General features: G+C 61.5%; 18 protein-coding genes. 12 read left to right on the top strand and 6 right to left on the bottom strand.

The window, feature by feature from the left end; genetic code table 11:
- Positions 1 to 934 precede the first annotated feature (934 nt).
- From ASE60_RS26025 to ASE60_RS26050, 6 genes are all read left to right on the top strand, one after another.
- Positions 935 to 1735 carry a response regulator transcription factor gene (locus ASE60_RS26025; RefSeq protein WP_057254501.1) on the top strand — a complete coding sequence of 267 codons (801 nt, stop codon included), beginning with the start codon at positions 935 to 937 and terminating at the stop codon, positions 1733 to 1735.
- A 561-nt stretch (positions 1736 to 2296) separates the two neighbouring features.
- Complete coding sequence (locus ASE60_RS26030) at positions 2297 to 3337, top strand: UDP-glucuronic acid decarboxylase family protein (protein ID WP_082616131.1); 1041 nt, start codon at positions 2297 to 2299, stop codon at positions 3335 to 3337.
- 1 nt (position 3338) lies between these two features.
- Positions 3339 to 4322 carry a UDP-glucose 4-epimerase GalE gene (gene galE, locus ASE60_RS26035; RefSeq protein ID WP_057254502.1) on the top strand — a complete coding sequence of 328 codons (984 nt, stop codon included), beginning with the start codon at positions 3339 to 3341 and terminating at the stop codon, positions 4320 to 4322.
- On the top strand, positions 4319 to 6313 hold the full coding sequence (locus tag ASE60_RS26040; RefSeq protein WP_063893335.1) for a glycosyltransferase family 2 protein: 1995 nt from the start codon (positions 4319 to 4321) through the stop codon (positions 6311 to 6313). Before galE ends, ASE60_RS26040 begins: the two co-directional genes overlap by 4 nt.
- A 48-nt stretch (positions 6314 to 6361) precedes the next feature.
- A complete protein-coding gene (locus ASE60_RS26045) occupies positions 6362 to 6877 on the top strand; it encodes a DUF995 domain-containing protein (RefSeq protein WP_057254503.1) in 516 nt (171 codons plus the stop codon).
- 18 nt (positions 6878 to 6895) lie between these two features.
- On the top strand, positions 6896 to 7855 hold the full coding sequence (locus ASE60_RS26050) for a glycosyl hydrolase (protein WP_057254504.1): 960 nt from the start codon (positions 6896 to 6898) through the stop codon (positions 7853 to 7855).
- 141 nt (positions 7856 to 7996) lie between these two features.
- On the opposite strand, the gene hppD is transcribed toward ASE60_RS26050, so the two are convergent.
- Positions 7997 to 9109, bottom strand: a complete 1113-nt coding sequence (hppD, locus tag ASE60_RS26055) for a 4-hydroxyphenylpyruvate dioxygenase (RefSeq protein WP_057254505.1) — start codon at positions 9107 to 9109, stop codon at positions 7997 to 7999.
- Between the two features lie 131 nt (positions 9110 to 9240).
- On the opposite strand from hppD, the gene ASE60_RS26060 reads away from it, so the two are divergent.
- Positions 9241 to 9720 carry an Lrp/AsnC family transcriptional regulator gene (locus tag ASE60_RS26060; RefSeq protein WP_057254506.1) on the top strand — a complete coding sequence of 160 codons (480 nt, stop codon included), beginning with the start codon at positions 9241 to 9243 and terminating at the stop codon, positions 9718 to 9720.
- Positions 9721 to 9724: 4 nt separating this feature from the next.
- On the opposite strand, the gene ASE60_RS26065 is transcribed toward ASE60_RS26060, so the two are convergent.
- Positions 9725 to 10192, bottom strand: coding sequence for a MarR family transcriptional regulator (locus ASE60_RS26065; RefSeq protein ID WP_057254507.1), 468 nt, complete (start codon positions 10190 to 10192; stop codon positions 9725 to 9727).
- Positions 10193 to 10358: 166 nt separating this feature from the next.
- On the opposite strand from ASE60_RS26065, the gene hmgA reads away from it, so the two are divergent.
- The 5 genes from hmgA to purU all read left to right on the top strand — a co-directional run bounded on the left by hmgA (position 10359) and on the right by purU (position 15425).
- Complete coding sequence (hmgA, locus tag ASE60_RS26070) at positions 10359 to 11726, top strand: homogentisate 1,2-dioxygenase (RefSeq protein WP_057254508.1); 1368 nt, start codon at positions 10359 to 10361, stop codon at positions 11724 to 11726.
- Complete coding sequence (locus tag ASE60_RS26075; protein ID WP_057254509.1) at positions 11723 to 12592, top strand: MBL fold metallo-hydrolase; 870 nt, start codon at positions 11723 to 11725, stop codon at positions 12590 to 12592. Before hmgA ends, ASE60_RS26075 begins: the two co-directional genes overlap by 4 nt.
- Before the next feature lie 69 nt (positions 12593 to 12661).
- Positions 12662 to 13678: a fumarylacetoacetate hydrolase family protein gene (locus ASE60_RS26080; RefSeq protein WP_057254510.1), complete on the top strand. Its 1017-nt coding sequence runs from the start codon at positions 12662 to 12664 to the stop codon at positions 13676 to 13678.
- Between the two features lie 29 nt (positions 13679 to 13707).
- A complete protein-coding gene (maiA, locus tag ASE60_RS26085; protein ID WP_057254511.1) occupies positions 13708 to 14346 on the top strand; it encodes a maleylacetoacetate isomerase in 639 nt (212 codons plus the stop codon).
- 194 nt (positions 14347 to 14540) lie between these two features.
- Positions 14541 to 15425 (top strand): formyltetrahydrofolate deformylase, encoded by an 885-nt coding sequence (gene purU, locus ASE60_RS26090; protein WP_057254512.1) that lies wholly within the window; start codon positions 14541 to 14543, stop codon positions 15423 to 15425.
- A gap of 109 nt (positions 15426 to 15534) precedes the next feature.
- Here purU and ASE60_RS26095 read toward each other — a convergent pair whose 3' ends face one another.
- From ASE60_RS26095 to ASE60_RS26110, 4 genes are read right to left on the bottom strand one after another with little or no spacing between them, the layout of a single operon-like run.
- Complete coding sequence (locus ASE60_RS26095) at positions 15535 to 16716, bottom strand: acetyl-CoA C-acyltransferase (RefSeq protein ID WP_057254513.1); 1182 nt, start codon at positions 16714 to 16716, stop codon at positions 15535 to 15537.
- 45 nt (positions 16717 to 16761) lie between these two features.
- Positions 16762 to 18156 (bottom strand): dihydrolipoyl dehydrogenase, encoded by a 1395-nt coding sequence (lpdA, locus tag ASE60_RS26100; protein ID WP_057254514.1) that lies wholly within the window; start codon positions 18154 to 18156, stop codon positions 16762 to 16764.
- A 7-nt stretch (positions 18157 to 18163) separates the two neighbouring features.
- Positions 18164 to 19447, bottom strand: coding sequence for a dihydrolipoamide acetyltransferase family protein (locus tag ASE60_RS26105; RefSeq protein WP_057254515.1), 1284 nt, complete (start codon positions 19445 to 19447; stop codon positions 18164 to 18166).
- Position 19448: 1 nt separating this feature from the next.
- Positions 19449 to 20462: an alpha-ketoacid dehydrogenase subunit beta gene (locus ASE60_RS26110; protein WP_057254516.1), complete on the bottom strand. Its 1014-nt coding sequence runs from the start codon at positions 20460 to 20462 to the stop codon at positions 19449 to 19451.

The raw sequence follows: 20462 nt of genomic DNA on the forward strand, positions 1-20462 counted from the left end.
CAACACCAAATACCTTTAGATCTTACGGTATTTTTCTGGGTTGGCTCCGTTTTTGAGGAATAAACAATATTGTAACTTGATTTATATCGCTTTCATTAAAATACATTTCGAATTTTATGCTTTTTTTAAATGACAAAGCGGAACGAAATCCGCAATCAATCAATGTATTCTTTACGCTTACTCTGGTTTACGCTTACGCCACGCGCTGGGTTGAAGGGCATTAGCGGATTAAGATCCTCCGAAACCCAGGCTGTTTTCGTTCATACTCAGGAACGAAACGCCAATGTGACTCCAAACGCGGGCGCGCGGAAGCTACCAATTCTGGTTAGTGGTTTGTAATTATTGGCTGTTTGTGGCGTAATCCGCAGTCCCAAGCCGTTGTTATGGCGTCAAGATTCACGCGCACCAGCGCGACTGTGGGCACCAAACATGCGGTTGTGTGCCCCGCTTCCTCGCGCGAACGGTCGACCCGCTTCGCCCGAAGCGCAAGTTTACTAGCTCTAACGAAGTATTATTAGGTATATCGACCTCGCGAAATGAGTAGGCGGTACCGGGAATACCTCGGCAGCTAATCCGTTTTCTCGTCTCGGAAGGGTTGCGCCTCGCGGAAATGGATGGCCCGTCGTGTGCGGCGGAACGGCGATCACTGCCATCTTGATGACGTTTTTCACGCCCCCAATAAGGGGGTCGATCGCAGTGTAACCCAAAGATGGTTCGATTTATAACGATTTAAGAACGCTTATGAAGCGCCTCTAATCCTTTTGGGTTGTTTCGTAATGAAGATCTTTACGTTACATTAGCTATCGCGAATTTTCCCGGGGCGGGAAGATATCGTGATGCATAGTGGTTCCGAATAAATTTTCTGAAAGTGTGGTGCACAGCGGGAAAAACGCAGCACCCATAAAAACAAATGGAAAAATCCTAGGAGGGCGTAATGTATCCGGGAAGCTCCAGCGTTGGTGATTTTGAAGAAAACAACAAGGCTTTATCGCAGAAAAAAAAGATTGTCATGCTTGCCAAGATCGATCTGTTTGCCGAGTGCCTGATGCAGGCGGTCGGCTCGCGGTTTCAGGGGCACGACATCGTCTGCTTTTCCGATCCGGACAATCTGTTGGACGGCAGTCTCGTCGACGTGACGTTGATCATGCTCTACCGGATGCCGGCCAAGTCCTTTCCAGCAATCTTGCGGACGATCCACGAGTTCCACCCCAAGACCTCGATCGGTCTGGTGGTGGAGAATGCCGACGAGCTCGATCCGTCGATTGCCGGCTTCGTTGAAGAGCGGTTGATCCATGGCGTTTTGCCGTTGAACCTGAACCTGGACGTCTGCCTTGCGGCCATCGATTTACTGATGAAGGGAGGCGAGCACTTCCCAGCCGCCTTACTGCGACGGCTTTCGCCCGAGCCCTTCGCCGCGAGCAGTCTCTATGGCCGGCGGGCAGAGCTGTCCGGATCCGGTCCGGCCGCAGGCGCAGGTCGGCGCAAGCGCGATGCCGGACCTGACGGACTGACGACCCGCGAAGTTCAGATCCTCGATCTGATCTGCAAGGGAACGCAAAACAAGATCATCGCGGATCGTCTTGGATTGTCGGAAAATACCGTCAAGGTTCATGTCCGCAACATCTACAAGAAGATGAACGTCCGCAACCGCACGGAGGCGGCGTCGCGTTACTTCACCAACGATGCGGCGGCCGAACGGGGTGGCGACACGCTTTCGTCGCGCTGGAAGAACTAGGCTCGAAGAACTAGGCTCGGCAGCGTCGACCAAACACTCCATTTCTGTGCCTCGACGTGGTCGAGAGCGCAGATGTTGGTGTTTGGATATCGTCTATGAGGCCCCGTTTGCCGGGTTCCCGTGATCTGGTCTGTGGCGAAGCGTGGTCGCCAGGGCGGAACACGCGACCGGCACCCGTATGGTCTACTCCCCTGAGAATGGCAATGTTTCTTGAGCGATCCGATAGCCCGCTGTGACTTCAAGATGGTTAACAAGGTATTAGATGATTTTGTTGATTGGATTATAATGTAACTATTCGTGATTATGTTTCCGATTATCTCATTCCTATTTCAGATTACATTATATCAATCCTTATTGTTTTAGTTGACGCGCTAATGGTTATTTGATAATTAACTAATATTGAAATTGAAGATAAGTAGATTTTGGGATGAATTGTAGAATTCTATTTCTGTCGGGTTGTGCGTGAATTTGTAATAAAGAACAAACTCCTTATTATATTTACATTGGCAGCCCGTCTCCAATCACCATGAGAAATGGTGTGTACAATAATTGGAGGTGCGTATGCGAAAGGTCGTTCCGGGGCCGTTGTCTGTCGTCGGGCAACGGGAATTTCTAAAGAAGATTTCAGGAATACCAAGGAGAATTCTAGTAACAGGTGGAGGCGGGTTTCTTGGCTCTCATATTTGCGAAAGACTTCTTTCTCTAGGTCATACGGTTATTTGTCTCGACAATTTTTCAACCGGACGGCGTGAAAACCTCTCTCATTTGGTGCAGAACCCGCATTTCCACATCATCGATCATGACGTTCGCAAACCCTATCTGATTGACGCCGACGTCATCTTCAACTTTGCCTCTCCCGCATCGCCGCCCGACTATCAGGCCGATCCGGTTGGCACTCTCATGACGAACGTCCTTGGCGCGCTGCATGCACTCGAAAATGCGCGCGCCACCGGCGCCACGGTCATCCAGTCCTCGACTTCGGAAGTCTACGGCGATCCGCTCCTCAGCCCGCAACGCGAGGTCTATTTCGGCAATGTCAATCCGATCGGCCCGCGTGCCTGCTACGATGAAGGAAAACGGTCGGCCGAAACCCTGTTCTTCGACTACCACCGATCCCATCGGGTCAAGATCAAGGTCGCGCGCATCTTCAATACCTACGGTCCGCGCATGCGTCCGGACGATGGCCGGGTGATCTCCAATTTCGTCGTTCAGGCCCTGCTCGGCAAGGACCTGACCATCTATGGCGACGGGCAGCAGACCCGGTCCTTCTGCTATGTCAACGACCTGATCGACGGCTTTCTCCGGCTTTCGGTCTCGGCGGATGACTGCATCGGCCCGATCAACCTTGGCAATCCTGGGGAGTTCACCGTTCTCGAACTTGCGCAGATGGTGCGGTCTCTGACCGGGTCGCGCTCGCGCATCGTTCACCAGGCGGCGGCCGTCGACGATCCTCGCCAGCGCCGTCCCGATATCTCGCAGGCGCTGACCGAACTCGCCTGGGAGCCGAAGGTCATCCTGCGCGACGGGCTTGAGCGCACGATCGCCTACTTCGAGGGGCGCCTCAGCGCGGCCGATCGCGCAACGGCGGGACAGGCGGTATGAGATGTCCCGCGTCGTACTCGTCACCGGCGGTGCCGGCTTCATAGGAAGCCACACCTGCAAACGCCTTGCCCAGCAGGGTTTCGTCCCCGTCGTCTATGACAACCTGTCGACGGGACATAGGGCCAACGTACGCTGGGGTCCCCTCGTTGAAGGCGATCTCGAGGATACGGAACGGCTGGCAACGGCCGTCCGGACGTTCCTGCCTGAATGCGTGATCCACTTTGCGGCTTCCGCCTATGTCGGGGAATCCGTCGAAGACCCGGGAAAATACTACCGCAACAACGTCGCAGGCAGCATCGCGCTGCTCGGAGCCTGCCGCGCGACCGGGCTGGCACGCATCGTGTTTTCCAGTTCCTGCGCCACCTATGGCGTGCCGCAGCGGCTTCCGATCACCGAGGATACGGAACAGTTTCCGATCAACCCCTATGGGCGCACGAAGCTGATGATCGAGCTGATGCTTGGCGACTATGCGCGCGCCTATGATTTCCGCTCCGTCGCGCTGCGCTACTTCAACGCCGCAGGCGCCGATCCGGAAGGACAGCTCACGGAACGGCACGATCCCGAGACGCATCTCATACCGCGTGCCCTGATGGCGGCGGCCGGCGGGATCGAACGGCTCGACATCTTCGGCGACGACTATGCGACGCCGGATGGAACCTGCATTCGCGACTACATTCACGTGACCGACCTTGCCGACGCCCATGTCGCGGCCGTCAACTATCTGAATGACGGCGGCGAGGTACTGCGCGCCAATCTCGGCTCCGGACATGGAACCTCGATCCGGGAGGTTCTCGAAGCGATCGATCGCGTTACCGGGCGACAGGTTCCCGTGCAGATGTTGCCGCGTCGCCCGGGCGATCCTCCCGTGCTCTATGCCGACACCAGCCGGGCGCGGCAGCAACTGGGCTTCCGGCCGGCCTTCTCGGATATCGAAACCATCATCCGCACGGCGGCGCTGGGTTTCGGGCTGGAGGTGCGGCGATGAGCTGGGCAGCCACAGTCGATGGATTTCGGCGCTACGCCGATCTTGCGCGTGCGGGGCCTGTCAGGCCGCGTCTGACGACGCTGTTTTCCGGGCGCTTGCAGATCCTGAACATGCTGGGGGTTACCGCGTGGTTCGCGGCCTTCACGTATTTCTGGTGGTGGTGGCTCGATCCGGCCCATGTTCTGGACTGGCCGTCCTACGTCCTTATCACCGTCGTCGTCGGGTGGATCACCCTGCTGCCGGTCTACTTCATCACGATCTTTTCCGGCGCGAAGGTGGCCACGGTGAGCACGGGGCCGGTGCCCCAGGGGCGGATCGCGATGGTCGTCACCAAGGCGCCGTCCGAGCCGTTTGCCGTTGTACGCAAGACGTTGCAGGCGATGCTGGACCAGACCGGCTGCGACTTCGATGTGTGGCTGGCGGACGAAGACCCGTCGCCGGAAACGGTTTCCTGGTGTGCGGCCCACGGGGTTTTCATCTCCACGCGAAAGGGTATCGCCGAATATCATCGCGCCGCCTGGCCGCGCCGCACGCGCTGCAAGGAAGGAAACCTTGCCTATTTCTACGATCACCACGGCTATGACCGCTACGATCTCGTGGCGCAATTCGACGCCGATCACGTGCCCGAAGCCACCTATCTCGTCGAGGTGCTGCGTCCCTTCAACGACCCGTCGGTCGGCTATGTCTCGGCGCCGAGCATATGCGACGCGAATGCCGCGGCAAGCTGGTCGGCTCGCGGGCGGCTTTACGCGGAGGCGAGCCTGCATGGCTCCCTTCAGGTCGGCTACAACAATGGCTGGGCGCCCCTATGCATCGGTTCCCACTACGCCGTGCGGACAAAGGCCCTGAAGCAGATCGGCGGATTGGGGCCGGAACTCGCCGAAGATCATTCGACCACGCTGATGATGAATGCCCATGGCTGGCGCGGCGTGCATGCCCTCAACGCCATAGCCCATGGCGACGGGCCGGCGAACTTTGCCGATCTCGTGGTTCAGGAGTTCCAGTGGTCTCGCAGCCTCGTCGCGATCCTGCTGAAATATTCGCCTTTGTATGTGCCGAAGCTGCGGCCGCGGCTGCAGTTCCAGTTCCTGTTTTCGCAACTCTGGTACCCGCTGTTTTCGTGCTTCATGGCGCTGATGTTCCTGATGCCGATCGTGGCGCTGTTGATGGGGCGGGCCTTCGTTGACGTCGACTATCCCGATTTTCTGCTGCATTTCGTGCCTTTGTCAGTGGTTCTGGTCGTGCTCGCCTATTTCTGGCGTTCGACCGGTACGTTCCGGCCGCACGACGCGCGGGTGCTGAGTTGGGAGACGGTCCTGTTCCTGTTCGCGCGGTGGCCCTGGTCGCTGCTCGGCTGTCTGGCGGCGGTGCGCGATCACCTGACCGGCTCGTTCGTCGATTTTCGCATCACGCCGAAAGGCGGCGGTGCCGCGGCTCCCCTGCCGCTTCGGATATTGATGCCCTATTTCGTGCTTTCCCTGATGTCGGCGCTCGCCGTCTGGCTGATTTCCGATGCCGGAACGGCACGCGGCTTCTACGTCTTCGCCGAGATCAACGCCCTCGTCTATGCCGGGCTCGTGGTGGTGATCCACGTTCGACACGCCCGCGAGAACGGGCTGCCGCTTATGCCGCGTTCGACGATGACCGCAATGACGGCCGGCTCTCTGGTGCTGGTTTCGGTGCTGTCGGCCCAATCGGCGGTGCGTCACGGCGCCGAGGCAACGGAGGCCCTGTCGCATGGCTTGGGTTTCGTGACCTTCACCGAGGCGAAATACACGGTCGCCGGCGCCGGACACGGTACGAAACTCAGGATCGTTCGCTTCCATTTGCAATGGAAAGGCTTTTCTCAGCCGCCCGAGAGCGGGGCGCGGATCGAACCTGCCGTATCACGGGCCACCTCTAACAATGCCGGAAGAAGGAGTGTCAGTGAAACGAAGTACCGGGAAACCAGGACGACAAAGAAGGTCGGCCGATACTACGTGCCGTCATGACGGCGGCGAACAGTCGAGTGTGTAATCTCCAATGTGAGGAGAAAGTGGATGAAAGGGTCGATAAAAGTCATGGTTCTGCCGCTGTTGCTGCCGGTTGCAGCCGCTGCGGTCTACTTGGGCGCCCAGCCGGTCAAGGCGAAGATGGAAGTCAAGCCGACGCCGCTCAGCGCTTACGAAGTCTATTCCCTCTACCGCAACAAGACCTGGCAATGGTCCACCGGCGGTGCACGCTTCACCGCGCATGACCGCAAACTCGTGGCCTTTGTCGACAAGGGCAACGGCAACCGATCCTTTGCCGAAGGCAATTGGTACGTCAGCGATCTCGGCATGATGTGCATGCAGGCCATCTGGACGACCGCGGCCGAGGCCGGCGATGCGCGGACCTGCTTCGGCCATGCCAAGATCGGCGACACGATCTATCAGCGGAAGGTGCCAAACGGCGAATGGTATGTCTTCAAGCATGCAAAACCCAAGCCCAATGACGCCTACTACAGCCTCGTCGCCCAGGACGACATCACAGCAAAGGCGTTGCGTCTCAAGGAACAGTTCCTGGCCAAAAAATAGACGCAGCAGGAGGATGAAATGAAACGCAAATTGGCATTCGCCCTATGCACTGCCCTGGCCCTGCAACTGGACTTCGGCAGCTTGGTATCCGCGTTGGCGCAGGAGCAAGCCAATCCTGCGGGCAATGCCGGTCAGACCCAGACCATGATCGACAAACGTCCCGTCATGCACCCTGGCGGAACGAGATTCGGCGCCTATGACCCGCATGGCGATTTCGGCGCCCAAAGCGATGTGACGACCGAAGCTCTGTTCCTGCCCTGGGAGGACGTCGATCTCGCATCCTTGCGCACCGCTGACGAGTATGCCCTTCAGCGGGGACGCAATCTGCTGATCACCATCGAGCCCTGGTCCTGGTCGCTCGACTGGAAATTGACGCCGGCGCAGCTCCGCGACCGGATGCTCAGGGGTGAATACGACGTCAACATGGAGGCGATCGCCGACATGATCGCCGAGCTGAAGAGCCCGGTCATCGTGCGCTGGGGCCAGGAGATGGAAGACACGTCCGGACGGTTCTCCTGGGCTGGCTGGGCGCCACAGGACTGGATCAAGGCCTACAAGCATGCGATGGACATCGTGCGCAAGAAGGCGCCGAAGGCGCAGATCATGTGGTCGCCAAAGGGTTTGCCGAACCTCGATGCCTATTATCCGGGTGACGATTACGTCGATCTCGTCGGGCTGTCGGTCTTCGGGCTCGAACCATTCGATCAGATCGAATATGGGACGCCAAGGACGTTCGCGCAGGCGCTCAAGCCCGGCTACGACCTGGTGGCCAAGTACAACAAGCCGATCTGGGTCGCCGAGCTCGGATGGGAAGGCAGCCCGGCCTATATGCAGCCCTGGATGAACACCGCGACACAACCGGACCCGCAGTTCCCCAACCTGGCCGAAGTCGTCTACTTCAACGACCGTGACGTCATCGAATGGCCGCACAATCTCGGCCGGCCGAACTGGCGCGTGGTCAACCAGACCACGAACTGACATTGCCGGCAGTAGCGCGCTCTGAACGGGCGCGCGAGAAAGCTCAAGCATCTCGTTTGGCTGGATGCCCTTACTTGCAGAAAAGCCCCTCGCTTGAGGCGAGAGGCTCGAGTTAGAAGTGCCGGCGTTGTCGGCTGCGATTTACTCGGCCGCCTGCGGCCCCAGTTCGCCGCGACGGATCTGGTCGGCTTCGATCGATTCGAACAGGGCGCGGAAGTTGCCCTCGCCAAAGCCTTCGTCGCCCTTGCGCTGGATGAACTCGAAGAAGATCGGGCCGATCACTGTCTTCGAGAAGATCTGCAGCAGGATCTTCGTCATGCCGCCGTTCACCACACCTTCGCCGTCGATGAGGATGCCGTGCTTCTTCATCCGGTCGATCGGTTCGTCATGGCCGTGAACACGGTCATGCGACATGTCGTAATAGGTCTCCGGCGGGCCTGGCATGAATTTCAGGCCATTGTCCGCCAGCTTGTCAGTGGCGTCGTAGATGCCTTCGGTGCCGACGGCGATGTGCTGGATGCCTTCGCCCTTGTATTTGCGCAGATACTCCTCGATCTGGCTCGTATCGTCCTTGGACTCGTTCAAGGGAATGCGGATCTTGCCGCAGGGCGAGGTGATCGCCCGGCTGACGAGGCCGGTGATGCGGCCGTCGATGTCGAAGAAGTGGATCTGGGTGAAATTGAACAGCTCGCGGTAGAAGGCCCACCACTTGTCCATATTGCCGCGATAGACGTTGTGCGTCAGGTGGTCGAGATAATAGAATCCGACGCCCTCGGGCCTCGGATTGCGCTCGCCGGTCCACTCGAATTCGGTCTCATAGGCAGAGCCCTTGGCGCCGTAGGTCTCGACGAAATAGAGCAGCGAACCGCCGATGCCGACAATCGCCGGAACATCGAGGCACTTGTCCTTGCCTTCATAGGGGATCGCGCCCTTCGAAACCGCATGGTCGAAGGCGTGCTTTGCGTCGACGACGCGCCAGGCCATGGACGGGGCGCAGGGGCCGTGCTCATCGACGAAGCGCATGGCATGCGAGCCGGGTTCGGCGTTCAGAATGTAGTTGATGTCGCCCTGCCGCCAGACCGTGATGTTCTTGGTCTTGTGCTTGGCAACCGGGCTGTAACCCATGCGAGCAAAAAGCTCGGCGAGCTTCTCCGGTTCCGGATGGGCGAATTCGACGAATTCGAAGCCGTCGGTGCCAGCGGGGTTTTCAGCGGTAATCGTTGCCGGCGGGGCGTCATGCGGGAAGGGGCCCATCGGAAGTCTCCTCTTGTTCTTCCAAACTTTGCTGGAGTATGACGCAATTCCCATGCATGATGCTTGTATTCTTGCGCGGTTTAGACAGGATGGCGCACGGAACATGCATAATAGTGAATTAGGATGCAGGAATGGAGCAGCTTGACGGGTTCGATCTCAAGATCCTCAGCGAATTGCAGCGCGACGGACATCTGACCAATAATGAGCTGTCGGAGCGCATCGCACTTTCGCCGTCACAATGCTCACGGCGGCGTAGCCGGCTCGAAGCCGAAGGCTACATCACCGGCTATCAGGCACAGATCGACCGGCAGAAGCTCGGCCTCGATCTGATGGTGGTGATCTCGGTGACGCTCGCCACCCACAACCGCGACAATGCCAAGCGCTTCGGCAAGCTCATTTCGAGTTTGCCCGAGGTGTTGGAGGCCTATGCGCTGACCGGTGAGATGGACTATCACCTGCGGGTGGTGACGCCTGACCTCGCGGGGCTGTCGCGCTTCGTCAACGACGTGCTTTTGCCGCATGACAGCGTGCAGCACGTGAAGACGTCGATCGTGCTCGAAACCCTCAAGAGCTTCGAGGGCGTGCCGATCCCGGAGCGGATGAAGGGCTGACGTTTCACCCCTCGCGGCGGGGTTTCTCCACTTTGCCGATGGCGCGCTCAATCGCCTCGAGACCAGCCGTCAGCGCCTGCATTCCGGCGGCTCCCACCAAAGCGTCGAGTTCGGCCTGGTAGTTGGCCGCAAGCGCCGTCAATTCGACATAGGCACGCAGGCCCGCCTTCGTCAGCTGGAGATGTTCGAGGCGGCGATCACCTTCGTTTTCATTGCGCGTCAGCCAGCGCCGCTCTTCGAGTGCTGAGACCGCGCGGCTCACCTTGGTCTTGTGCATGGCGGAATGCGCGCCCACTTCCGTTGCCGTCATTGGACGACGGGTGCTGCCGAGGGCTGCCAGCGTTCGCCATTCCGGGCGAGTGAGCTGGTAGCGCGCCTTGTATTGTGCGGCAAAGCGCAGGGCGACGAATTCGGCTGCGCGGTTCAGCCGATAGGGCAGGAAGGCATTGAGCTCGAAGCCGTCGGCGGCCATCGGTGTTTCCTTGATAGTTACAAAATCGATAGTTACGATTGCAACTAATATGCCGAAGGCGAGGCTCGCGTCCACCATGGATGGGGCCGTTGCGGGCGGTGTTTGGGATTGCGCTGGCCCCGCTGCGAGAGCTGGAGCCGGATGCTCAAGGGAGGAGGATAGAACCATGCTCGACAAGGCAGGAAAACGGGCCGAGGCACGGACTGACGCAGCCGAGGCGCTCAACTACATGCCGGGTTTCGGCAATGATTTCGAGACCGAAAGCCTGCCGGGAGCTCTACCGCAGGGCCAGAACAGTCCACAGAAATGCGCCTACGGGCTCTATGCCGAGCAGCTCTCCGGCTCGCCCTTTACCGCGCCGCGCGGCACCAACGAGCGCTCCTGGCTCTACCGCATCCGCCCGAGCGTCCGCCACACCGGGCGGTTTTCCAAGATCGACTATCCGCACTGGAAGACGGCGCCGCATGTGGCCGAGCATTCCCTGGCGCTCGGCCAGTTGCGCTGGAACCCGTTGCCGGCGCCCTCGGAAAAACTGAACTTCCTTGAGGGCATCCGCACCATGACGACGGCGGGCGATGCGCCGACGCAGACCGGAATGGCGGCCCACGCCTATGCCTTCAACGCCGACATGGTGGACGACTATTTCTTCAATGCCGACGGCGAACTCTTGATCGTTCCGGAAGCGGGCGCGATCCAGGTCTTCACGGAACTCGGCAAGATGGATGTGGAGCCCTCGGAAATCTGCATCGTGCCGCGCGGCACCATGTTCAAGGTGACGCGGCTTGGTGAAGAGAAGGTCTGGCGCGGCTATATCTGCGAGAACTATGGCGCCAAGTTCACATTGCCGGATCGCGGCCCGATCGGCGCCAACTGCCTCGCCAATCCGCGCGACTTCAAGACGCCGGTCGCCGCCTTCGAGGAAAAGGAGACGCCCTGCCGCGTGCATGTGAAGTGGTGCGGCGGCTTCCATGTGACCGAGATCGGCCATTCACCGCTCGACGTCGTCGCCTGGCACGGCAACTACGCGCCCTACAAATACGACCTCAAGACCTACTCGCCGGTGGGCGCCATCCTCTTCGATCATCCGGACCCGTCGATCTTCACGGTGCTGACGGCACCCTCGGGCGAAGAGGGTACGGCGAACATCGATTTTGTCATCTTCCCGCCGCGTTGGCTGGTGGCCGAGCACACCTTCCGGCCGCCCTGGTACCACCGCAACATCATGAGCGAGTTCATGGGGCTGATCTACGGCCGCTATGACGCCAAGGAAGAAGGTTTCGTGCCCGGCGGCATGAGCCTGCACAACATGATGCTGGCGCACGGGCCGGATGCATCGGGCTACGACAAGGCGACAAACAGTGAGTTGAAACCGGTGAAGCTCGACCATACGATGGCCTTCATGTTCGAGACCCGCTTCCCGCAGCAGCTGACCCGCTACGCCGCCGAACTGAAGACGTTGCAGGACAACTACATCGACTGCTGGACGGATCTCAAGAAGCGCTTCAACGGGACGCCGGAAGGCGATTGGTCTTGAGTTCACGCCTCGTTTTGCTTGGCAGCAAGGGTGGTCCGGCGATCCGGCCGGGCGGCCCGTGGCCGACCTCGTCATTGCTTCAAATCGGCGGCCGTTCGATCGTGGTCGATTGCGGCCTTGGCGTTACCCGCGGAGTAACGGATGCCGGCGTGCCGCTGAAGGCGCTGGACCTGATCGTCATCACCCACCTGCATTCGGATCATGTGCTTGAGCTTGGTCCGTTGATCCACACGGCCTGGACCGCGGGGCTCGCGCATCCAGTGCGCGTCTTCGGCCCCGCCGGGACACGCGCCTATTGGCAGGGCTTCCTTCAGGCGATGGCCTTCGACATCGATATTCGCATCGTCGATGAAGGCCGGCCGGACCTGTGCGCTCTTGTCGACGTCGTCGAGTTTTCCGAGGGCGCGGTCTTTTCGGAGAACGGCCTGACCGTGTCGGCGCTACGCGTCGATCATCCGCCAGTCACCGACTGTTTCGCGCTGCGGTTCGATCATGCGGAGGGCTCGGTCGTCTTTTCCGCTGATACGGCCTATTTTCCGCCGCTCGCTGATTTCGCCCGAGGGGCTGACATTCTCGTGCACGAAGCGATGCTCGCCGAAGGCGTCGACCGGCTGGTGGCGCGCACCGGCAACGGCGCGCGATTGAAGGAGCACCTGCTTGCGAGCCACACATTCGCCGAACAGGCGGCCGCGATCGCAACGTCCGCCGGCGTCGGTCGGCTGGTGCTGCACCACCTCATTCCGGCCGATGATCCCGAGATAACGCAAGGCCATTGGATTGCGGCGACCCGCAAAAGCTGGGCAGGCGCCTTGACGATCGCCGCCGACGGCCTTGTTGTGAGACTTGCGGACGATTCGCCCGCTTAAAACAACTCCGCGAAGGCCGCGCAGCGGCTTTCGGTCCGGAACAATGAGAAGATTGAGAGGGAGGACTGCATGAAACTGGCGACACTCAAGGACAGTACGCGCGACGGAAAGCTCGTGGTCGTCTCTCGCGATCTCACCCGCTGCTCCGAGGTCGGGCATATCGCCCGTACGCTGCAGGCAGCGCTCGACGACTGGGAACACGCAGGCCCGCGGCTTGCCCGCGTGGCCGAGGGGATCGAGACCGGCTCGCAGCCGACGATCCGGTTCCATGAACACGACGCCCTGTCGCCGTTGCCGCGCGCTTACCAATGGGCCGACGGCTCGGCCTACGTCAATCACGTCGAGCTCGTCCGCAAGGCCCGCAATGCCGAAATGCCGGCAAGCTTCTGGACCGACCCGCTGATGTATCAAGGCGGCTCCGACAGCTTCATCGCGCCGCGCGATCCGATCCCGCTTGCCGACGAAAGCTGGGGCGTCGACATGGAGGGCGAGGTCGCCGTCATCGTCGACGACGTGCCGATGGGCGCTACCAATGACGAGGCGCGCGCTGCGATCCGCCTGGTGATGCTGGTCAACGACGTATCGTTGCGTGGCCTCATCCCGGCCGAGCTTGCCAAGGGTTTCGGCTTCTTCCAGTCAAAGCCGTCTTCTGCCTTTTCGCCGGTCGCCGTTTCCCCGGATGAATTGGGTGAGGCCTGGGACGGCGGCAAGCTGCATCTGCCGCTCTGCGTCGACATCAACGGCAAGCCCTTCGGCCGAGCCAATGCCGGCATCGACATGACCTTCGATTTCGCCCAACTGGTCGCGCATGCGGCCAAGACCCGGCCGCTTTCTGCCGGCACGATTATCGGCTCGGGCACGGTCTCCAACAAGCTTGACGGCGGACCGGGCAAGCCGGTCGCAGAGGGCGGTGCCGGTTATTCCTGCATCGCGGAGCTGCGCATGATCGAAACCATCGTCGGTGGTGCGGCGAAGACGCATTTCCTGAGGGTCGGTGACGTCGTGCGCATCGAGATGAAGGACAAGACCGGCCATTCGATCTTCGGCGCTATCGAACAGACCGTCGAAGCCTACAACAAGGCCTAAACGGCTGAACGACAAGAACGGGCAAAGGCATGAGCGAGACCGTCCTTTACGAATACTGGCGTTCGTCGGCGAGCTATCGGGTGCGCATTGCGCTCAACAGCCTCGGCGAAAGCTATCGTTCGGTGCCGGTCGATCTGCTCGCCAAGGCGCACAAGGCGCCGGAGCATCTGGCGCGCAATCCGCAGGGGCTCGTGCCCGTTCTCGACATCGATGGCGAGCGCTTCACGCAATCGCTCGCCACCATCGAATATCTCGCCGAGACACGCAGCAATGCCGGTTTCCTGCCTGACGATGCCGTCGGGCGCCAGCGGGTGCGCATGCTCTCCTACGCGATCGCGATGGACATCCATCCCGTCTGCAATCTCGGCGTGATCTCCTATGTCATGGCCAATGCCGAGGACGGTGAGGCGGCGCGGCGCAACTGGATGCGCAAGTTCATCGGCGAGGGACTTGCCGCCTTCGAACAGCTGCTCGACCATCCCGCAACCGGCCGGTTCTGCCATGGCGACAGCCCGTCGATGGCGGATTTCTGCCTCGTGCCGCAGGTCTACAATGCCCGCCGCTGGGAGGTGGATCTCAGCGCTTGCCCACGGCTTGTCGCGATCGATCAGAATTGTTCGGAGATCGAGGCATTCGCCCGCGCTCACCCGGATCGCACGACGCGCTGACCGGTGCGGTTGTCCGTTCCGTTCCTTCAGACATCATCTGACTGAAGCTGCCTTGTGCTGACCGGCCTCATCTGGCCGGTTCCGTCAAACGGATGTCGCGAATGGATCGACGGCCGGGCCAAGGCCGCGCTAGTTTTTGTGTGACTGGCCGTATAAGGGGGGCCGGAAAAACCTCTGGAGCGAGAGATCTACCGATGAAAAGCTATGTGCTGAACGTCAGCTGCAAGACCACCCGTGGCATCGTTGCCGCCATCACCGGCTATCTCGCCGAAAAGGGCTGTTACATTTCGGACAGTTCGCAGTTCGATGACCTCGAAACCGGCCTGTTCTTCATGCGCCTCACCTTCATCAGCCAGGAGGGCGCCACGCTCGACGAGCTGAAAGCGGGCTTCGAGCCGGTGGTCAAGCGCTTCGACATGAATGCGGAGATCCGCGACAGCGAAGAGCGCATGAAGGTGCTGCTGATGGTGTCGCGTTTCGGCCATTGCCTCAACGACCTGCTCTACCGCTGGAAGATCGGCGCGCTGCCGATCGATATCGTCGGGGTCGTCTCCAACCACTTCGACTATCAGAAGGTGGTGGTCAACCACGACATTCCCTTCCACTACATCAAGGTGACGAAGGAGAACAAGCCGAAGGCGGAAGCCCAGCTCCTAGAGCTCGTCGAACAGACCGGCGCCGACCTGATCGTGCTCGCCCGCTATATGCAGGTCCTGTCCGATGCGCTCTGCAAGAAGATGTCGGGCCGCATCATCAACATCCACCACTCCTTCCTGCCGTCGTTCAAGGGCGCCAACCCGTACAAGCAGGCCTATGAGCGCGGCGTGAAGCTGATTGGTGCTACGGCGCATTATGTCACCGCCGATCTCGACGAGGGCCCGATCATCGAGCAGGATATCGCCCGCATCACCCATGCCCAGAGCGCGGAAGACTATGTCTCGATCGGCCGCGACGTCGAGAGCCAGGTGTTGGCCCGTGCGGTACACGCCCATATCCACAACCGCTGCTTCATCAACGGCAACCGCGTCGTCGTCTTCCCGCCGAGCCCGGGTTCCTACGCTTCCGAGCGCATGGGCTGAGGTATGGGAAATCCGGCCCTCTCGCCGCCAAGCGGGTGAGAGGCTCGGGGGACAAATCGTCCGCTGAAAATGAGAAGCGCCACCCGTTTCGACCGGTGGCGCTCATTTGTTAGTGCAACAGTTCCAGTCCGACCGCCGTCGCCTCGCCGCCGCCGATGCAGAGCGAGGCAATGCCGCGCTTGACGCCCTTCGCGCGCATGGCGTGCAAGAGCGTCACGATGATGCGGGCGCCCGAGGCGCCGATCGGGTGGCCGAGCGCGCAGGCGCCCCCGTTAATGTTGACGATATCGTCGGAAAGCCCGAGATCGCGGATCGCGGCCATCGCCACCACGGCGAAGGCCTCGTTGATTTCGTAGAGGCCGACGCTGCCTTTCTCCCAGCCGAGCTTGGCCATCAGCTTGTCGATCGCGCCGATCGGCGCGGTGGTAAACCAGGCCGGTTCCTGCGCATGGCCGGCATGGCCAGCGACGATGGCAAGGGGCGTCAGTCCGCGCTTTTCCGCCTCGCTTGCACGCATCAAAATCAGCGCCGCTGCACCGTCGGAGATCGACGACGAATTGGCCGCCGTCACGCTGCCGCCGTCACGGAAGGCGGCTTTCAGCTTCGGGATCTTTGCAGGATCCGATTTGGTCGGCTGCTCGTCGCGATCAAGGTTGGCGGTCTGGCGTTTGCCGGCGCCGCTGACCGCCACTATTTCCTCGGCAAAGGAACCATCCTCAGCCGCCCGGTTGGCGCGCTCCAGCGAGCGAAGCGCAAACGCGTCCTGATCGGTGCGCGAGAACTGGTAGTGTTCGGCCGTATCCTCGGCATAGGTGCCCATCAGCCGGCCGGAGTAGGCGTCTTCGAGGCCGTCGAGGAACATATGGTCCTTGATCTCACCATGTCCCAGGCGGAAACCGCCGCGCGCCTTTGGCAACAAGTAGGGAGCGTTGGTCATCGACTCCATGCCGCCGACGGCCAGCACCGACGCGCTGCCCGAAAAGAGCGCGTCGTGGCCGAGCATCAGCGCTTTCATGCCGGAGCCGCAGACTTTGGAGATGGTCGTCGCCGGCGTTTCCTTGCCGAGGCCTGCGCCAAGAGCGGCCTGGCGCGCCGGGTTCTGGCCAATGCCGGCCGGTAGCACATTGCCCATCAGCACCTCGTCGACAGCTTCAAGGCCGGCGCGACCAAGTGCTGCCTTCAGCGCGATGGCGCCGATTTCCGGCGCGGTCAAATCCTTGAGGCTGCCCTGAAAGGCGCCCATTGGGGTGCGGGCCGCCGAAACGATGACGATAGGGTCAATTCTGCTCATGTCTTTCTCCCATACGGCAATGGTTGGCGCTAGTGGGTGCCACCGTCAGATATGCAGCGCGTGCCCGAGCGCCTTCAACGCGGACTCCTGAAAGGCCTCCGATTGTGTCGGGTGGGCATGGATCGTGCCGGCGATGTCTTCGAGCCGCGCGCCCATCTCAATCGCCAGGCTGAAGCTTGCCGAGAGTTCCGAGACGCCGTGGCCGACGGCCTGGATGCCGAGCACCAGGTGGTTGTCGGCGCGGGCAACGATGCGGACGAAACCGTCTTCGGCAAGCGTCGTCATCGCCCGGCCGTTCGCCTGGAAGGGGAACTGGCCGATCTTGATCTCGATGCCGCTCGCGCGCGCCTCGTCGGGTGAGAGCCCTGATGTGACGATCTCGGGATCGGTGAAGCAGACCGCCGGGATGCAGCGCTTGTCCCAGCTTCGTTTATGCCCGGCGACGATCTCCGCCACCATCTCGCCTTGCGCCATGGCGCGATGCGCCAGCATCGGCTCGCCGGTGACGTCGCCGATCGCGTAGATGCCGCGCATGGAGGTGCGGCACTGGTCGTCGATGCGGATGAAGCGGCCGGTGCGGTCGAGGTCGATCTCCTCCAGGCCGAAGCCTTCGGTCACCGGCTTGCGGCCGACGGTGACGAGCACCTTTTCGGCGGCGACATCGATGGCGCGACCGTTGTGCTCGGCATGCAGGCTGCCGGTCTCGGCGGAGTAGCTCTTGGCAACCGTCTGGGTGAAGACTTCGATGCCGAGCTCGCCTAGGCGCTTGCCGATCGGCTTCGTCAGATCCGCGTCGTACTGCGGCAGGATGCGCGTCAGCGCCTCGACGATGGTGACATGGCTGCCGAGCTTGGCGAAGGCGGTGCCGAGTTCCAGACCGATATAGCCGCCGCCGATGACGGCGAGGCTCTTCGGCACGCTCTTCAGCGACAAGGCTTCCGTCGAGGAAATGATCGGCCCGCCGAAGGGCAGGTCCGGCAGTTCGACCGGCGCCGAGCCGGTGGCAATGACGATCGCTTCGGCGCGGATGCGCTGCAGCCCGATTTCGGTCTCGACATCGACGGTCTTGCCATCGACGAAGCGGGCGGCGCCGATCACGGCCTTGACGCCGGCCTTTTTCAGAAGCCCGGTGACGCCGCCGTTCAGCCGGCCGACGATGCCGTCCTTCCAGGCGACGGTATGGGCGAGGTCGATCGACGGATTGGCCAGAGAGAGGCCGAGCGGGTTGCGGCCGGAGGCGGCCGCGCGCAGCTTGTGAAACTCTTCGGCCGCGTGGATCAGGGCCTTCGAGGGAATGCAGCCGACATTGAGGCAGGTGCCGCCGGCCTTGGCCTTTTCGACGATGACCGTGTCGATGCCGAGCTGGCCGGCGCGGATGGCTGCGATGTAGCCGCCGGGGCCGGCGCCGATCACGAGCAGCTTGCAGGATATTTCCTTCATGATCGCCTCAGGCCTCCACGAAAATTAGCGCCGGGGTTTCGAGCAGGGTTTTCAGCCGCTGCACGAAGACGGCCGCATCCCAGCCGTCGATGACGCGGTGGTCGAAGCTCGAGGACAGGTTCATGATCTTGCGCGGCACGAACTGCGTGCCGTCCCAGACCGGCCTGATCGCAAGCTTGTTGACGCCGACGATCGCCACTTCCGGATGGTTGATGACCGGGGTGGTGACGATGCCGCCGAGCGCGCCGAGCGACGAGATGGTGATCGTCGATCCGGTCAACTCGTCGCGGGTGGCCGTGCCGGTGCGGGCCGCTTCCGCCAGACGGTTGAGTTCGGTGGCGCAATCCCAGATGCCGCGTGCTTCGGCATGGCGCACGACCGGGACGGTGAGGCCGGCGGGTGTCTGGGTGGCGATGCCGATATGCACGGCGTGATGGCGGTGGATGATGCCGGGACCGTCGTCGAAGATCGCGTTGACGGCGGGCTGATCGGCAATGGTGCGGACCAGCGCGCGCATCAGATAGGGCAGGATCGTCAGCTTCGGTTGATCCGGCTTGCGGTCGCGGTTCATCGTCGTCCGCAGGTCCTCGAGCGCTGTCATATCCACTTCTTCCACATAGGTGATGTGGGGAATGCGCGAGGTCGAAAGCGACATCTTCTCGGCGATGCGGCGGCGAAGGCCGGTCACCTTGATCTCGTCGACCGCGGTCTTGCGCTGCAGGCCGGCGGGCGCCGGCGCCGGCTGGGCGCCGCGGGCGATGAACTGGTCGAGATCATCATGAGTGATGCGGCCGGCCGGACCGGTGCCGGCCACCTGGCGCAGGTCGACGCCGCTTTCCTTGGCGCGCAGGCGCACGGCCGGCGAGGCCAGTGCTTTTTCCAGCCGCTCGCCGGTCGCGTGGCCATTCGCGATCGGTGCCTTCGCCTCGACTTTGACGGGTTGCGTAGGCTTGGCGACTGGGGCGGGTGCCTCGACCTTTACGGCGGGCTGTTCTTCCGCCTTTGCTGCCAGCTTGTTGTCAACAGCCGGTGCGGCTGTTTCCCCCTCACCGGCGATTTCGATGCGCACCAGCGGCGCCTTCACCGCGACGGTGTCACCCACTTCGGCACCGAGCCAGAGCACGGTGCCGGTGACGGGCGAGGGGATTTCGACGGTCGCCTTGTCGGTCATGACGGCGGCGAGCACCATGTCCTCGCGAACGGGATCGCCAGGCTTCACGTGCCATTCCACGAGTTCGGCCTCAGCCACGCCTTCGCCGACATCGGGCATCTTGATTACGAATTCGCCCATCTCAGGCCTCCATCACTTCGACGAGCGCGCGTCCGACGCGCGCGGGGCCGGGGAAATAGTCCCATTCCTGGGCGTGCGGGTAGGGCGTGTCCCAGCCCGCAACGCGCACGACGGGCGCTTCGAGATGGTAGAAGCAATGCTCCTGAACGAGCGAGGCCACTTCGCCGCCGAAGCCTGACGTGAGCGTGGCCTCATGCACGACGACGCAGCGACCAGTCTTTTCCACCGACTTCACGATCGTATCGAGATCGAGTGGCAGCAGGCTGCGCAGGTCGATCACCTCGGCGTCGATACCGGTTTCCTCGGCCGCTGCAAGCGCCACGTGCACCATGGTGCCATAGGCGACGACGGTGACGGCGGAGCCCTGACGGCGGATCTCCGCCTTGCCGATCGGGATGGTGTAGTGGCCTTCGGGTACCTCGCCGAGGTCATGCTTCGACCACGGGATGACCGGCCGGTCGTGATGGCCGTCGAAGGGACCGTTGTAGAGCCGCTTCGGCTCCAGGAACATCACCGGATCGGGATCTTCGATCGAAGCGATCAGCAGGCCCTTGGCGTCATAGGGATTGGAGGGCACCACGACCTTGAGGCCGCAGACATGGGTGAACAGCGCTTCCGGGCTCTGGCTGTGGGTCTGGCCGCCGAAGATGCCGCCGCCGGTCGGCATGCGTAGCACGATCGGGCAGGTGAAATCGCCGTTGGAGCGGTAGCGGATGCGGGCCGCTTCCTGGGTGATCTGGTCGTAGGCCGGGTACATGTAGTCGGCGAACTGGATCTCGACGCAGGGCTTCAGCCCATAGGCCGCCATGCCGATCGCCGTGCCGACGATGCCGCTTTCGCTGATCGGTGCATCGAAACAGCGGGTCTTGCCGTATTTCGCCTGTAGCCCTTGCGTGCAGCGGAAGACGCCGCCGAAATAGCCGACGTCCTCGCCGAAGACGACGACGTTGTCGTCGCGCTCCATGGAGACGTCCATGGCGCTACGCACGGCTTCGATCATTGTCATTCTGGCCAT

The sequence above is a fragment of the Ensifer sp. Root278 genome, from assembly GCF_001429285.1.
In the GTDB taxonomy this organism is placed as follows: domain Bacteria; phylum Pseudomonadota; class Alphaproteobacteria; order Rhizobiales; family Rhizobiaceae; genus Ensifer.

Bases quoted from the DNA above. Each gene is read 5' to 3' on its own strand.
- ASE60_RS26095 (WP_057254513.1), bottom strand. From the start codon at position 16,716: ATGAGCAGAATTGACCCTATCGTCATCGTTTCGGCGGCCCGCACCCCA.
- ASE60_RS26040 (WP_063893335.1), top strand. From the start codon at position 4,319: ATGAGCTGGGCAGCCACAGTCGATGGATTTCGGCGCTACGCCGATCTT.
- hppD (WP_057254505.1), bottom strand. From the start codon at position 9,109: ATGGGCCCCTTCCCGCATGACGCCCCGCCGGCAACGATTACCGCTGAA.
- hmgA (WP_057254508.1), top strand. From the start codon at position 10,359: ATGCTCGACAAGGCAGGAAAACGGGCCGAGGCACGGACTGACGCAGCC.
- galE (WP_057254502.1), top strand. From the start codon at position 3,339: ATGTCCCGCGTCGTACTCGTCACCGGCGGTGCCGGCTTCATAGGAAGC.
- ASE60_RS26050 (WP_057254504.1), top strand. From the start codon at position 6,896: ATGAAACGCAAATTGGCATTCGCCCTATGCACTGCCCTGGCCCTGCAA.
- lpdA (WP_057254514.1), bottom strand. From the start codon at position 18,156: ATGAAGGAAATATCCTGCAAGCTGCTCGTGATCGGCGCCGGCCCCGGC.
- ASE60_RS26060 (WP_057254506.1), top strand. From the start codon at position 9,241: ATGGAGCAGCTTGACGGGTTCGATCTCAAGATCCTCAGCGAATTGCAG.
- ASE60_RS26110 (WP_057254516.1), bottom strand. From the start codon at position 20,462: ATGGCCAGAATGACAATGATCGAAGCCGTGCGTAGCGCCATGGACGTC.
- ASE60_RS26065 (WP_057254507.1), bottom strand. From the start codon at position 10,192: ATGGCCGCCGACGGCTTCGAGCTCAATGCCTTCCTGCCCTATCGGCTG.
- ASE60_RS26025 (WP_057254501.1), top strand. From the start codon at position 935: ATGTATCCGGGAAGCTCCAGCGTTGGTGATTTTGAAGAAAACAACAAG.
- purU (WP_057254512.1), top strand. From the start codon at position 14,541: ATGAAAAGCTATGTGCTGAACGTCAGCTGCAAGACCACCCGTGGCATC.
- ASE60_RS26080 (WP_057254510.1), top strand. From the start codon at position 12,662: ATGAAACTGGCGACACTCAAGGACAGTACGCGCGACGGAAAGCTCGTG.
- ASE60_RS26105 (WP_057254515.1), bottom strand. From the start codon at position 19,447: ATGGGCGAATTCGTAATCAAGATGCCCGATGTCGGCGAAGGCGTGGCT.
- ASE60_RS26030 (WP_082616131.1), top strand. From the start codon at position 2,297: ATGCGAAAGGTCGTTCCGGGGCCGTTGTCTGTCGTCGGGCAACGGGAA.
- ASE60_RS26045 (WP_057254503.1), top strand. From the start codon at position 6,362: ATGAAAGGGTCGATAAAAGTCATGGTTCTGCCGCTGTTGCTGCCGGTT.
- maiA (WP_057254511.1), top strand. From the start codon at position 13,708: ATGAGCGAGACCGTCCTTTACGAATACTGGCGTTCGTCGGCGAGCTAT.